Origin of the sequence: Enterobacter sp. 301B, assembly GCF_003850715.1 — a bacterium.
In the GTDB taxonomy this organism is placed as follows: domain Bacteria; phylum Pseudomonadota; class Gammaproteobacteria; order Enterobacterales; family Enterobacteriaceae; genus Enterobacter; species Enterobacter intestinihominis.
In genome coordinates this window covers 260,460-273,720 of record NZ_PQTC01000005.1, presented here as the reverse complement: position 1 = coordinate 273,720, position 13,261 = coordinate 260,460, and the positions used below count along the sequence as shown (strand labels likewise).

At 52.5% G+C, this 13,261-nt stretch carries 12 protein-coding genes and 5 tRNA genes; all 17 read right to left on the bottom strand.

What is annotated here, in order from left to right:
- Positions 1-424: 424 nt before the first annotated feature.
- The 17 genes from C3451_RS08275 to mngB all read right to left on the bottom strand — a co-directional run bounded on the left by C3451_RS08275 (position 425) and on the right by mngB (position 13,258).
- Positions 425-500: transfer RNA gene (locus tag C3451_RS08275), tRNA-Lys, on the bottom strand.
- Positions 501-531: 31 nt separating this feature from the next.
- Positions 532-607, bottom strand: a tRNA-Lys gene (locus tag C3451_RS08270).
- A 41-nt stretch (positions 608-648) separates the two neighbouring features.
- Positions 649-724, bottom strand: a tRNA-Lys gene (locus tag C3451_RS08265).
- Positions 725-727: 3 nt separating this feature from the next.
- Positions 728-803: transfer RNA gene (locus C3451_RS08260), tRNA-Val, on the bottom strand.
- Positions 804-830: 27 nt separating this feature from the next.
- A tRNA-Lys gene (locus tag C3451_RS08255) sits at positions 831-906 on the bottom strand.
- Positions 907-1,067: 161 nt separating this feature from the next.
- Positions 1,068-1,856, bottom strand: a complete 789-nt coding sequence (gene cpoB / locus C3451_RS08250; RefSeq protein ID WP_124304285.1) for a cell division protein CpoB — start codon at positions 1,854-1,856, stop codon at positions 1,068-1,070.
- Between the two features lie 9 nt (positions 1,857-1,865).
- Positions 1,866-2,387, bottom strand: coding sequence for a peptidoglycan-associated lipoprotein Pal (gene pal / locus C3451_RS08245; protein WP_003858578.1), 522 nt, complete (start codon positions 2,385-2,387; stop codon positions 1,866-1,868).
- 34 nt (positions 2,388-2,421) lie between these two features.
- Complete coding sequence (tolB, locus tag C3451_RS08240) at positions 2,422-3,714, bottom strand: Tol-Pal system beta propeller repeat protein TolB (RefSeq protein WP_022647472.1); 1,293 nt, start codon at positions 3,712-3,714, stop codon at positions 2,422-2,424.
- 129 nt (positions 3,715-3,843) lie between these two features.
- On the bottom strand, positions 3,844-5,097 hold the full coding sequence (gene tolA / locus C3451_RS08235) for a cell envelope integrity protein TolA (protein WP_023299616.1): 1,254 nt from the start codon (positions 5,095-5,097) through the stop codon (positions 3,844-3,846).
- Positions 5,098-5,125: 28 nt separating this feature from the next.
- Positions 5,126-5,554: a colicin uptake protein TolR gene (tolR, locus tag C3451_RS08230; protein WP_003858589.1), complete on the bottom strand. Its 429-nt coding sequence runs from the start codon at positions 5,552-5,554 to the stop codon at positions 5,126-5,128.
- 3 nt (positions 5,555-5,557) lie between these two features.
- Positions 5,558-6,250 carry a Tol-Pal system protein TolQ gene (gene tolQ / locus C3451_RS08225; protein WP_074142935.1) on the bottom strand — a complete coding sequence of 231 codons (693 nt, stop codon included), beginning with the start codon at positions 6,248-6,250 and terminating at the stop codon, positions 5,558-5,560.
- Complete coding sequence (gene ybgC, locus C3451_RS08220; RefSeq protein ID WP_003858593.1) at positions 6,247-6,651, bottom strand: tol-pal system-associated acyl-CoA thioesterase; 405 nt, start codon at positions 6,649-6,651, stop codon at positions 6,247-6,249. Before ybgC ends, tolQ begins: the two co-directional genes overlap by 4 nt.
- Before the next feature lie 148 nt (positions 6,652-6,799).
- Positions 6,800-7,090, bottom strand: a complete 291-nt coding sequence (gene ybgE, locus C3451_RS08215) for a cyd operon protein YbgE (RefSeq protein ID WP_003858596.1) — start codon at positions 7,088-7,090, stop codon at positions 6,800-6,802.
- A complete protein-coding gene (gene cydX, locus C3451_RS08210; RefSeq protein WP_014169181.1) occupies positions 7,090-7,203 on the bottom strand; it encodes a cytochrome bd-I oxidase subunit CydX in 114 nt (37 codons plus the stop codon). Before cydX ends, ybgE begins: the two co-directional genes overlap by 1 nt.
- A gap of 14 nt (positions 7,204-7,217) precedes the next feature.
- Positions 7,218-8,357, bottom strand: coding sequence for a cytochrome d ubiquinol oxidase subunit II (gene cydB / locus C3451_RS08205; RefSeq protein WP_022647469.1), 1,140 nt, complete (start codon positions 8,355-8,357; stop codon positions 7,218-7,220).
- Positions 8,358-8,372: 15 nt separating this feature from the next.
- Entirely contained in the window at positions 8,373-9,941 is a 1,569-nt protein-coding gene (gene cydA, locus C3451_RS08200; protein WP_023299615.1) for a cytochrome ubiquinol oxidase subunit I, read from the bottom strand.
- Between the two features lie 680 nt (positions 9,942-10,621).
- Positions 10,622-13,258 carry a mannosylglycerate hydrolase gene (gene mngB, locus C3451_RS08195; protein ID WP_045621776.1) on the bottom strand — a complete coding sequence of 879 codons (2,637 nt, stop codon included), beginning with the start codon at positions 13,256-13,258 and terminating at the stop codon, positions 10,622-10,624.
- Positions 13,259-13,261 lie beyond the last annotated feature (3 nt).

Sequence of the window (13,261 nt, the reverse complement as noted above, 5' to 3'; positions counted from 1 at the left end):
CGCGATCAACAACCTGTTTGACTGCTTCAGTTTTAAACTCTTCGGGATAACGCTTACCGCTCATGGGCACCTCTCTTTAAGCCATCTTAAATGACTCTGAGGTGTCTGTTAAACCCGTGGCGATTCAGCCTTTGTTTTGCATGAGATAACAAAAATGAGGCAATGGTGTTTTATATACTAAACAAGATAGCGAATTTGAGGGGGAATGTCATCGGGAATTGATGCCGGTAGCATTTGTCGGCTGGTGGCTTCGCCTTACCCGACCTACAAGGTACTGGCGAAAGACAGATAGCAAAAAGGCGCCTTTAGGGCGCCTTTCTACATTGGTGGGTCGTGCAGGATGACTCGGCTTCGCCTCGCCCTTCGGGCCGTTGCTAAAGCAACGTTATCCTTCACGTGTAGTATCTGAGTAAGACATTAAAATTGGTGGGTCGTGCAGGATTCGAACCTGCGACCAATTGATTAAAAGTCAACTGCTCTACCAACTGAGCTAACGACCCCTTACGGGATGTACTTCAAATCTATTCAGGCTGGTGGGTCGTGCAGGATTCGAACCTGCGACCAATTGATTAAAAGTCAACTGCTCTACCAACTGAGCTAACGACCCATTCGGGTGTTGCCTGAATTATCACTCGGAACCAATAAAATTGGTGGGTCGTGCAGGATTCGAACCTGCGACCAATTGATTAAAAGTCAACTGCTCTACCAACTGAGCTAACGACCCGAGTGGTGGGTGATGACGGGCTCGAACCGCCGACCCCCTCCGTGTAAAGGAGATGCTCTACCAACTGAGCTAATCACCCACTCTGTACTGCCGGAACTGCTTTAAGTGGTGGGTCGTGCAGGATTCGAACCTGCGACCAATTGATTAAAAGTCAACTGCTCTACCAACTGAGCTAACGACCCACTTTTGCGCTGCTTTCACGTTGTTTGATATCCCGTGGCAACGGCGGCATATATTACTGATTTAAGAATTCTGCGCAACAAAAATTTCGATGAAGATCACTTAACTGCTTAGGAATCATGCTGCACGACCAGAAATGACGCGATTTCTGGTCATGCGATAATCAACCCATCGAACTTAAACGTTTTTGCGCTTGTTTGGCGCCGTCTGTACCCGGGAATTTTGCAACCACCTGCTGATAAACCGCTTTGGCTTTTGCAGTGTCGCCTTTGTCCTGCATGATCACGCCGACTTTATACATCGCATCAGGCGCTTTCGGTGATTTCGGGTAATTTTTCACCACAGAGGCAAAATAAAACGCCGCATCATCCTTTTTACCCTTGTTGTAATTCAACTGACCCAGCCAGTAGTTCGCATTTGGCTGGTAAGTGGAATCAGGGTACTTCTTAACGAAGTTCTGAAACGCAACGATAGCATCGTCCTGGCGCGATTTATCCTGCACCAGGGCAATGGCCGCGTTATAGTCCGTATTCGCGTCACCGCTCTGTACAGGCGCACCTGACGACGCGGAGGCATCTGCCGCAGGTGCAGGCGTCGCCGAACCGCTTTGATCGCCTGCTGCTGGCTGTGCTGTTGCTCCGCCGCTGTTCAGGCTATCCATCTGCAACAAAATTTGCTTCTGGCGCTCCACAACCTGATTAAGCTGATACTGGCTCTCCTGAATCTGACCACGAAGGGAATCAATATCATTCTGGTTATCGGAAAGCTGCTGCTGGAGTTGAGTTAAAAGTTGGCTGTGAGCGTTAGAAATACGCTCGAGTTGAGTAACCCGGTCTTCTACCGAGCCTGAGCCGACACTACTGATTGGTGCCTGAGCAAAAGCGGCCCAGGGGGCCGCTATTCCAACCAGTAACGACAGACTCATCAGATGATGTCTGAAGTTACTGCTCATGCAATTCTCTTAGTAAACGAGTACGGCACGACGGTTTTTGGAGTAAGCCGCTTCGTCGTGACCCAGTACTGCTGGTTTTTCTTTACCGTAAGAAACGATGGAGATCTGGTCAGCAGAAACGCCTTTACCCTGCAAATACATTTTAACAGCGTTTGCACGACGTTCACCCAGGGAGATGTTGTACTCCGGAGTACCACGTTCGTCCGCGTGACCTTCTACGGTGACTTTGTAAGACGGGTTGCTACGCAGGAAGTTTGCGTGCGCATCCAGCATCGCAGCGAAGTCAGAACGGATGTCGTATTTATCCAGATCGAAGTAAACGATGTTGTTCTGCTGCAGCTGCTGCATCTGAAGACGCGCTTGCTCTTCAGAAGACATATTGCCATTGCCGTTAGCGTCCATACCGGTGCCGGCACCCATCATGCCTTCGCCGCTCTGGTCATTGCTTGCGTTCTTGTTAGAAGAACACGCTGCGATTGCCATAACAGGCAGAGCGATCATCAGCCCCTTCAGCACTTTGTTCAGTTGCATTTCTAAGATTCCTTTAGTAATCAATTAATTATTATTACAGATACGGCGACCAGGCAGGTGATTTTACCTGTCCATCAGTTGCCGGAAGACGCGCTTTGAAACGCCCATCTGTAGAAACCAGATTCAGCACGGATCCCATCCCCTGAGAAGAGCTGTAGATTACCATGGTGCCGTTAGGTGCCAGACTTGGCGTTTCATCCAGGAACGTTGACGACAGTATTTGTACGCCTCCCGTTACCAGATCTTGTTTGGCAATGTGCTGCTGACCACCCGCAGTGCTGACCATTACCATTGTTTTACCATCGGCACTGACGTCAGCATCCTGGTTCTGAGAACCTTCCCAGGTAATACGCTGCGCTGCTCCGCCGTTGATATTCACTTTATAAACTTGTGGACGACCTGCCTGGTCGGACGTAAAGGCCAGATTCTGGCTGTCCGGGAACCAGGTTGGCTCAGTGTTATTGCTACGACCATCCGTGACCTGACGGATCTGACCAGAACCAATATCCATTACGTACAGGTTCAGGCTACCGGTTTTAGACAGGGCAAACGCCAGTTTGGTACCGTCCGGAGAGAACGCAGGTGCACCGTTGTGACGTGGGAATGACGCAACCTGACGAACAGCACCGTTAGAGAGCGTCTGGATGACCAGCGCGGAGCGGCCGCTTTCGAAGGTCACATACGCCAGCTTAGAGCCGTCCGGAGACCATGCCGGAGACATCAGCGGCTGCGGTGAACGGTGTACGGTGAACTGGTTGTAACCATCGTAGTCAGAGACGCGCAGCTCATAAGGGAACTGGCCGCCGTTGGTCTGTACCACGTACGCGATACGGGTACGGAACGCACCTTTAATACCGGTCAGCTTCTCAAACACTTCGTCACTCGCCGTATGGCCAGCGTAGCGCAGCCACTGCTTGTTCACTTTATACGTGTTCTGAGCCAGAACGGTACCCGGCGCACCGCCGGTATCAACCAGCTGATACGCAACGTTATAGCCGCCGTCTGGTGCAGGCGTAACCTGACCGACAACTACCGCATCAATACCCAGCGCAGACCATGCAGCAGGCTGAACGTCCTGCGCAGTACCCGGCTGCTGAGGCAGGCGGGAACGATCTAATGGGTTAAATTTACCGCTGTTACGCAGGTCAGCTGCAACAATGCCGCCAATATCTTCAGGCGCAGCGCCCGGGCCTGCCCACTGGAACGGAACGACACCAATCGGACGCGCCGAGTCCACCCCCTGGGTGATCTCGATACGTACTTCTGCGTGCAGTACAGCTGCCCACAGCATTAAAAAACTAACTGCTACACGTAATGCCTGCTTCATCATATCTCCCTTATCTGGGTAACCTTACCCACGATAATTTAGCAGAATGTTAACAAACCCAAATAGACAAAACTACTTATCCTGTTTACGACCATAGACTGTTTTTCATACTTCCGTTAGAAGAGTTGATTACAGCTTAAAGTCCAGTTTGGCATCTTTTATCCTTTCATAAACAGCCTCGCTAGGCGGTTTAGGAATGTTCGCCGATCTGGCTGCGGCCAGCGCAGCCTGACAGAGCGCAGGATCGCCCCCTTCAGACGTCACGCTTTTCAACCTGCCGTCTGGCGCAAGATTGATGTGCAGTACGCATTGCTTGCCCTGATACAGGCCTGCATCAAAGAGTCGGCTCTGAATCGCAACCTGGATCTGTTTGGCATAAGCACTGATATCTGCACCTGTTGCCCCACCGTTGGCTCCGGAGGTACCGCTGTCTTTTGACGGCTGTCCATTTCCTTTCGCCCCACCGCCCGTTTTCGGTGCATTCTTACCGGAACTCAGGTCGCCCAGCAGATCGTCAACTCCTGCGGCTGCGGCAGCTTTCTCAGCGGCAGCGGCCTTTTTAGCAGCGGCTTTTTCGGCTGCTGCTTTCTTATCGGCAGCGGCTTTCTCAGCTGCAGCTTTTTTATCAGCAGCGGCTTTTTCCGCAGCGGCGGCTTTTTCTGCCGCAGCTTTCTCAGCGGCAGCCGCTTTCTTCGCCGCTTCGGCGGCCGCTTTTTTCTCTGCTTCCTGGGCGGCTTTCTTCGCGGCTTCTGCTTCGGCTTTCTTCTGTGCGTCAGCAGCGGCTTTTTTCGCGGCTTCGGCTTCCGCTTTCTTCTTCGCATCAGCAGCGGCTTTCTTCGCGGCTTCTGCTTCGGCCTTCTTCTGCGCGTCAGCAGCGGCTTTTTTCGCTGCTTCTGCGGCTACTTTCGCCTGAGCATCTGCCTGCGCCTTAGCGTCTGCTGCGGCTTTGGCTGCCGCCTCCTCCGCCTGCTTCTGCTGTTCCTGAGCTTTCTTCGCTGCGGCTTCAGCCTGTTTCTGCTGCTCCGCCTGCTCTTTCGCGGCTTCCTGCGCCTGCAAACGCTCTTTCTCAAGCTGCTTCAAACGTTCCTGCTCGGCGGCCTGCTTTTCACGCAGCTCTTCCGCCTGCTGTTGCGCCTGTTTTTCACGCTGCTCTTCAGCGCGTTTTGCGCTCGCCTGCTGCTGTTGCTGACGATTATAGTTCTGCACTACCGCACCGGGATCTACCATGACGGCGTCGATGGATGAGCCTCCACCACCGCCCGATGCATCAATGTGCTCATCGAACGAACTCCAGATCAGCGCTGCAAAAAGAATCACGTGCAGCACTGCGGAGACGATTATCGCTCGCTTAAGCTTGTCGTTCTGTTCGGTTGCCTTTGACACTATCGGTTCCCAAAAACTACGCAGATGATCAAATAGGCTGAGTCATTAAGCCAACTGACTTAACGCCCGCGCTATGTAGCAAGTTCAGCGCTTTGATAATTTCATCATATGGTACGTCTTTCGCACCACCGATTAAGAAGACCGTCTTCGGATTTGACTCCAGGCGTCGTTGCGCTTCAGCAATAACCTGCTCTGGGGGGAGCTGATCCATACGATCCTTCTCGACCACCACGCTGTACTGCCCTACGCCGGAAACCTCAATGATGACCGGAGGATCGTCATTGGTGCTTACCGCCTGTGATTCTGTCGCATCCGGCAGATCAACTTCTACGCTCTGGGTGATGATGGGGGCTGTCGCCATAAAGATCAGCAGCAGCACCAGCAGCACGTCCAGTAACGGAACGATATTGATTTCGGACTTGAGCTCGCGACGACCTCGTCCACGCGATCTGGCCATGGTTTACCCCTTGTTGCTCTCGGTGCTGGTAAACGCCTGACGATGCAGAATCGCGGTGAACTCTTCCATAAAGTTGTCGTAGTTCAGTTCCAGTTTATTCACGCGCTGGCTCAGACGGTTGTACGCCATTACCGCCGGAATTGCCGCGAACAGACCGATTGCGGTCGCGATCAGTGCTTCTGCGATACCCGGTGCCACCATCTGCAAGGTTGCCTGCTTCACCGCCCCCAGGGCGATAAAGGCGTGCATGATCCCCCACACCGTACCAAACAGGCCGATATACGGGCTGATGGAGCCAACGGTACCGAGGAAAGGAATATGCGTTTCAAGATTTTCCAGTTCGCGATTCATGGAAATGCGCATCGCACGCGACGCACCTTCTACCACGGCTTCCGGCGCATGGTTGTTAGCACGGTGTAAGCGAGCGAACTCTTTGAAACCACTATAAAAAATTTGTTCGGAGCCTGAAAGGTTATCACGGCGTCCCTGGCTTTCCTGATAGAGACGAGAAAGCTCTATACCCGACCAGAACTTATCTTCAAACGCTTCGGCTTCGCGGCCAGCGGCATTGAGGATACGCGTTCTCTGGATGATGATGGCCCAGGATGCGATTGAAAAACCAATCAAAATCAACATGATAAGTTTAACCAGAAGGCTTGCCTTCAGGAACAAATCAAGGATATTCATGTCAGTCACTGCTTAAACTCCGCGACAATAGACTTAGGAAGCGCACGAGGCTTCATTATGGTTGGATCAACACAGACAATCAGGACTTCAGCTGAGTTCAGTACCGTGTTCTCTGCATTGACTATCCGCTGCGTGAAAACCAGTGAAGTTCCGCGCATTGATGTAATTTCTGTTTGGACTTCGAGCATATCGTCGAGTCTGGCAGGCGCAAAATACTCAAGCGTCATCTTGCGTACCACGAAGGCAACTCGCTCAGCCAACAGCACCTGTTGACTAAAGTGATGATGGCGCAGCATCTCTGTGCGTGCCCGTTCATAAAAAGCAACGTAGCTGGCGTGGTAGACCACACCACCGGCATCGGTATCTTCGTAATAGACACGTACCGGCCATCGAAACAGCGTTGTATTCACTTTACATCCCGGTAATACAAGAAAAGTTGGAGCTTTCAAACTTCGCTACTATACGCGCGGGAATGATGGTTTGGAATGGGGGAAAGTAAACGGAGAGTAAATTTTTATGGGCTCGGGTAAGCCCATATCATTAACGGACATTTCTTATTCAGAAGAAGAAGAAAATCAAACCGGCGAGAAGAACCAGATCGGCAATCAGCGGGCAGAAGATGCCCTGCCAGTGAAGCGCTTTCGGACGAAAGCCGACACCGTGAATCACACCTGCACACACCGCCCACATAATCAGGAAACCGTGCCAGATCTCAAGCTCGCTGGTTTTAGCCGCGAAGCGCGACGGGTCCCAGAAGATACAGCCCGCCAGCAGTAATGCCATAATGAGGGAAAGCGCCCGCAGGGGGCGCTTGTCCATTACCGCATATAACGTTGCGATAATATTCATTAGTGCTTATCTTCACCTGCTTTAGACGCTTCTACATGCTCAAGCGCCAGGGCAGTGATGACACCAAATGCACAGGCAAGAAGCGTCCCTAAAATCCATGCGAAATACCACATATTCAGCTCCTTACTTAATACATAGAGTGGGTGTTGCTTTCGATATGTTCTTTAGTGATGCGACCGAACATTTTCCAGTAACACCAGGCGGTGTAGAGCAGGATAATCGGCACGAACACGCAAGCAACGTACGTCATCAGGTTCAACGTCAACTGGCTGGACGTTGCATCCCACATGGTCAGGCTAGCATTCATCATGGTGCTGGATGGCATCACGAATGGGAACATAGCAATACCTGCCGTCAGGATAATGCACGCCAGCGTCAGGGAAGAGAACACGAACGCCATAGCGCCTTTCTCCAGACGAGACATTAACACTGTCAGCAGTGGCAGCAGCACACCCAGAGCAGGGATAGCCCATAGCGCAGGCATATTGTTGAAGTTCACCAGCCATGCGCCAGCCTGACGCGCCACCTCTTTGGTCAGCGGGTTAGACGGTGCGGTATGGTTAATGGCGGAGGTCACCACGTAGCCATCAATACCGTACACGACCCACACGCCTGCCAGCGCGAAGCAGACCAGCGTCACCAGCGCCGCCACCTGAGCGGTCGCACGGGAACGCAGGTGCAGTTCACCCACGGTACGCATCTGGAGATAGGTTGCGCCCTGGGTGATGATCATCGCCACGCTCACCACGCCAGCCAGCAGACCAAACGGATTCAGCAGCTGGAAGAAGTTACCGGTGTAGAACAGACGCATATATTCGTCGACGTGGAACGGTACGCCCTGTAACAGGTTACCGAACGCCACACCAATGACCAGCGGTGGAACGAAGCTACCAATGAAGATGCCCCAGTCCCACATGTTACGCCAGCGGGTGTCTTCAATCTTGGAGCGGTAGTCAAAACCTACCGGACGGAAGAATAAAGAGGCCAGCACCAGAATCATCGCCACATAGAAGCCGGAGAACGCAGCCGCGTAAACCATCGGCCAGGCAGCGAACAGCGCGCCGCCTGCGGTGATCAGCCACACCTGGTTACCGTCCCAGTGCGGGGCGATGGAGTTGATCATGATTCGACGCTCGGTGTCATTACGACCGAGGAAACGGGTGAGCATGCCCACGCCCATATCGAAACCATCGGTGACCGCAAAACCAATCAGCAGAACGCCGATCAACAGCCACCAGATAAAACGCAATACTTCATAATCGATCATTTGATGACTCCTGTCTTAGCGTGCCGGCTGAGTAGTCGTAACAGACTGCTCGTAGTGATAGCGACCGGTTTTCAGGCTGCTTGGGCCAAGGCGCGCGAACTTGAACATCAGGAACAGTTCAGCCACCAGGAACAGGGTGTACAGACCGCAAATCAGCAGCATGGAGAAGATCAGGTCGCCTGCGGTCAGGGAGGAGTTCGCTACCGCTGTTGGCAGCACCTCACCGATCGCCCATGGCTGACGGCCATATTCCGCAACAAACCAGCCGGACTCGATAGCAATCCATGGCAGTGGGATACCGTACAGCGCGGTGCGCAGCAGCCATTTTTTCTCACCGATACGGTTACGAATGACTGACCAGAACGAGGCCGCGATGATCAGCAGCATGATAATGCCGCAACCCACCATGATGCGGAACGCGAAGTACAGCGGCGCAACGCGTGGAATAGAGTCTTTGGTTGCCATCTGAATCTGCGCTTCCGTCGCGTCGGAGACGTTCGGGGTATAGCGTTTCAGCAGCAGACCGTAACCGAGGTCTTTCTTCACGTCGTTAAATTGATCGCGAACGGCCTGGTCGGTAGAGCCGGCGCGCAGCTGTTCCAGCAGCGAGTAGGCTTTCATCCCGTTACGGATACGCTCTTCATGCTGCACCATCAGATCTTTCAGGCCAGTCACCTGTTTGTCGACGGAGCGCGTGGCGATAATACCCAGAGCGTAAGGAATTTGAATGGCGAAGCGGTTTTCCTGCGCGTCCTGGTCAGGCACGCCGAACAGGGTAAACGCTGCCGGTGCCGGCTGGGTTTCCCATTCAGCTTCAATTGCGGCGAGTTTGGTTTTCTGCACGTCACCCATTTCGTAACCGGATTCATCACCCAGAACAATAACGGACAGAATCGCGGCCATACCGAAGCTTGCTGCGATAGCGAAAGAACGCTTGGCGAACGCGAAGTCACGGCCGCGCAGCATATAGTAGGAGCTGATGCCCAGCACGAACATCGCGCCGCACACATAGCCAGACGCCACGGTGTGCACGAATTTAACCTGGGCAACCGGGTTCAGGACTAGCTCAGCGAAGCTGACCATCTCCATACGCATGGTTTCGAAGTTGAAATCAGATGCGATTGGGTTTTGCATCCAGCCGTTCGCCACCAGGATCCACAGTGCGGACAAGTTGGAGCCTAATGCCACCAGCCAGGTTACCGCCATATGCTGGACTTTACCCAGACGGTCCCAACCGAAGAAGAACAGACCTACAAAGGTGGATTCGAGGAAGAAGGCCATCAGACCTTCAATGGCCAGCGGCGCACCGAAAATATCCCCTACATAGTGGGAATAGTAAGACCAGTTTGTCCCGAACTGGAACTCCATGGTCAGACCGGTTGCCACGCCCAGCGCAAAGTTGATACCAAACAACTTGCCCCAGAACTTGGTCATATCTTTATAAATCTGTTTGCCGGAGAGGACGTAAACCGTTTCCATGATGGCCAGCAGGAACGCCATACCGAGCGTCAGCGGCACAAAAAGGAAGTGGTACATCGCGGTCAAGGCAAACTGTAAGCGCGACAGTTCGACTACGTCTAACATTATGACTCCTTGCTCATCGCATGAAGACTCCGAGAGTGAACCCCGTTAGATAAGGATCCACACGCATGCCCCAATACAAAGTTATCTGCTTCCCTTCTTCGTTGCTTATTCTCTACAGGAGGAAAAAGCAATGATGAAAGGTTACAAATACGTTAAGAAAAACCAAATTGATCCCGTAAATATAATACGCTGCAAAACCCTTACAATAAACAGGTTTTTATTCGAACAGATTTACGTTTTTCGACGGCGATCAATTTATAGCAAAATTACCACTTTTCGGCCATTTTGATCGGGAACAATTTAACGCCTTTTGGAGCCTTTTTCCAAGGATTAAACATTGATTTAAATCAAAAACAGCCGGCACTGTTAATGATGTTTCTTTGTGACATGGATAGTAAAAACCTTGTTAATAACATGTATATTTAAAGGCATTAATGGTTATAAAAGCCAGAAGATAATATAAACAGTTGTGATTTTTATTAACGCGTGTGAAAAAAGACCTTTTTGCAGGGAGAGAAACATATAATGTTATCCGCTTCACAGTATTTTTCTTTCGTTTTACTACCCGCCTAAAAGATTACATTTCATTCACCTTCGCTAATCTTAAAATTAACACCCTTTAGTGACTATTTGATGAAATAAAGGCCGCAGGGGATGCGGCCTTGATATTGTTCTTGAGATTACCTTTCAATTTTTATGCTGAAGGTGCGTGACTGGCCTGGCCTGAAAGGCCCCGTAATGGCTGAGCCCTCCTCCCCTTGCGCTTTGCACACCTCATTCATGTCCGTTTCGCAACAGGCCTGGACCTCACGGTTCACAGACAAAGCCACGTCACAGGAGCGGGTCTCCGAAGGGTTGTACAGACGAAGAATCATCTCGTCACGATCCTCCGCTTTTTTCAGCGCACTGAGTACACATCCGTTAGGCGCCAGCGTTAGCAGGCTATAGCTACAGGGTGTGGTGAAAGAGGCACGGTTAAGCTTCATCGCATCCCACGGAATTTTGTTATAACAGTGCACTGGCGTTAACCACGACTTCGCCTGCTGCGCAACGCCAGCACTGACGGGCGTACCATTAAAACTGAACAGGCTAAAGCGACAGGTTAACTGGCCCCGCATCTGCGAATCAGGCACCGGCATTTTGATCCCGGACGGTCTGCCAGGGCGCAGAAGTAAGTCTTCCTTCCCAAGCAACCCCACGCCGCGAAGCAACGTCAGGGCAAACGTGTTTTGACGCTCACCTGTTACTTCGAATTCGCGCAACCCTTCGGTAAATAGCGCCATCCCGTTACGCCGTTCCTGGAGCACCGCGTAGTTGAGCAGATTCCACACCGGCAGCGGCGCTTCCTTCCATCCCTCCTCCTGCCAGTCTGCCATCGCTTCATCCTGTACAGGGCGCGTCAGCGAACCAAACTGGGTATCGGCTAAGACCGTCTCTGTGGTGAATGGTGTCGGGATCAGCACCCGCACACGGTGGTCATCCGCGTGATTTCCGAGACGTGCCTCGACGTCGATACGTCGGCTGTTATGGCTGAGCGTGACCGTGAGTTCTGCCTCAAGCGTTCCCGTCTGCTGACGCGCAGAACGTTCAGCGAGATCCGCTGGCACCGCCATTCGATGGCGGATCACCGCCCTGCTCTGCCAGGCCTCGTGGATCACCTCAACCTCATGTTCGCCCTGCGCGGAAGAGAGTCTCCACTCTTCCCGTGAAGGCGAGTAGTCGTACTCATCGCCATCATCCGAGCTCTCTTCAATTTCCAGCGCGCGGTCATAGATAAGCCCGGACGCTTTATCGAGCAGACGCAAAGTACCGTCCTCGTTTAACGTTACTTCCCAGAAAGCATTTTCCAGTAACGCCTCCGGCGATTTATCTGGCGTCTGCAGTTTGCCGGCCACGTGCGGCTCGATATAGAGCATGCGGTAACCCATAGATGGCAGGATCTGTTTGAGCTGGATGTCAAACTCCATGAAGGGATCGTAGTTGCCGTAATGCACTATCTGCCGGTCAATCAGCCCGGGGTCTATCTCACGCGCGCTGCGGAGATAATAAGGGATTTCATTTCCCTTTTCGTCCAACAGGCGGAACTGGCTGGCGCGCAGACGTATCGTGGTGTTGATCACTTCCTCACGCGGCCAGGGCGTGAGGTTAAACATCACCAGTTTGTCTTCCTCGCTCTGCGGCATGTTGTCGACAATCTTGCGCATATAGAAGCACGTCAGGTTATCGGCCATGTCTTCCGCCAGCTCAAAGCGTGACATCACCTCGCGATGCACTTTATCGCTGCAGCAGCAGCCGATACTGTCGTGGGCGTGATTCTTGAGGATCTCTTTCCACATTTTTTCCAGCAAGCCGTGGTGATAGTCAAAGCCCAGCGTCCAGGCAAGCGTAGCCAGCGGCTCGAGGACGTTGACGATTTTATTCTCTATCCGGGCGTGGGCGATTTTGATGTCCATCCGCGTGGAGCCGATCGTCCGGTGCACCCGCATATATTTACCGTCAATAAATTCCCCTTTCAGCGTCGCCAGTTCATCGCGGTGCGCATCGATATGGTCAAACACCTCCTCGAAGCGGCTCATCACAAACTGACGCTGCGGGTAGATTTTGCGCAGCTTATCCATCACCGCAAATATGTTCTGCTGGAGCGGCATCTGATCATGGCCGTTAGGCAGCAAAATTTCTTTCGTCACGGAGGCTTTTTCGAGCACCTCGAAGTAGTTGTCGAGCCGTTTGCGCAGTCCGGCTTCATCCTCCGGTAAGTACTTACCAATCGCGTAGCCCAGCGGCAGTACCTGTGCCGTCACTTCGCTGCCGTCCTGGCTTTGCCAGAGAAATTCGGTTTTATCGGTACCGTGCCGCTCGGAACCCCCGCGCCAGAACATGGTGCGCGTGATGCCAAAACCGTTGTAAATGTGTGGCAGCTGGGAAGACATGCCGAAGGAGTCCGGCAGATAGCCAATTTTCATCGGCTCGCCAAAGGCCAGACAGTCGCGCATGCCGTACATCAGATTGCGCACAATCGACTCGCCGGAGACAAGGGTGGTGTCCGTCTGGGTATACCACGGCCCGATAATCAGCTTCCCGGCCGCCACCAACGCCTTCACGCGTGGCCTGTTTTCCGGTTTCACGGCAAAATAATCTTCCAGCACCGCCGTCTGGCCGTCGAGAACGTAGTATTTATACTCTGCGTCCTGCTCAAGACGGGTGAGGATCTCTTCCATATTATTGACCAGAAGAATACGTGACGCTTCGGTGGTGAAGTACCACTCTCGGTCCCAGTGCATATGTGGCGTGATATGAACGCGAGATACAGCTTTCATCTT

What these genes read in the sequence shown, in the direction of transcription:
- cpoB (WP_124304285.1), bottom strand. Translation starts at nt 1,856, where the DNA reads ATGAGCAGTAACTTCAGACATCATCTGATGAGTCTGTCGTTACTGGTT.
- pal (WP_003858578.1), bottom strand. Translation starts at nt 2,387, where the DNA reads ATGCAACTGAACAAAGTGCTGAAGGGGCTGATGATCGCTCTGCCTGTT.
- tolB (WP_022647472.1), bottom strand. Translation starts at nt 3,714, where the DNA reads ATGAAGCAGGCATTACGTGTAGCAGTTAGTTTTTTAATGCTGTGGGCA.
- tolR (WP_003858589.1), bottom strand. Translation starts at nt 5,554, where the DNA reads ATGGCCAGATCGCGTGGACGAGGTCGTCGCGAGCTCAAGTCCGAAATC.
- ybgE (WP_003858596.1), bottom strand. Translation starts at nt 7,090, where the DNA reads ATGAATATTATCGCAACGTTATATGCGGTAATGGACAAGCGCCCCCTG.
- cydX (WP_014169181.1), bottom strand. Translation starts at nt 7,203, where the DNA reads ATGTGGTATTTCGCATGGATTTTAGGGACGCTTCTTGCCTGTGCATTT.
- cydB (WP_022647469.1), bottom strand. Translation starts at nt 8,357, where the DNA reads ATGATCGATTATGAAGTATTGCGTTTTATCTGGTGGCTGTTGATCGGC.
- cydA (WP_023299615.1), bottom strand. Translation starts at nt 9,941, where the DNA reads ATGTTAGACGTAGTCGAACTGTCGCGCTTACAGTTTGCCTTGACCGCG.
- mngB (WP_045621776.1), bottom strand. Translation starts at nt 13,258, where the DNA reads ATGAAAGCTGTATCTCGCGTTCATATCACGCCACATATGCACTGGGAC.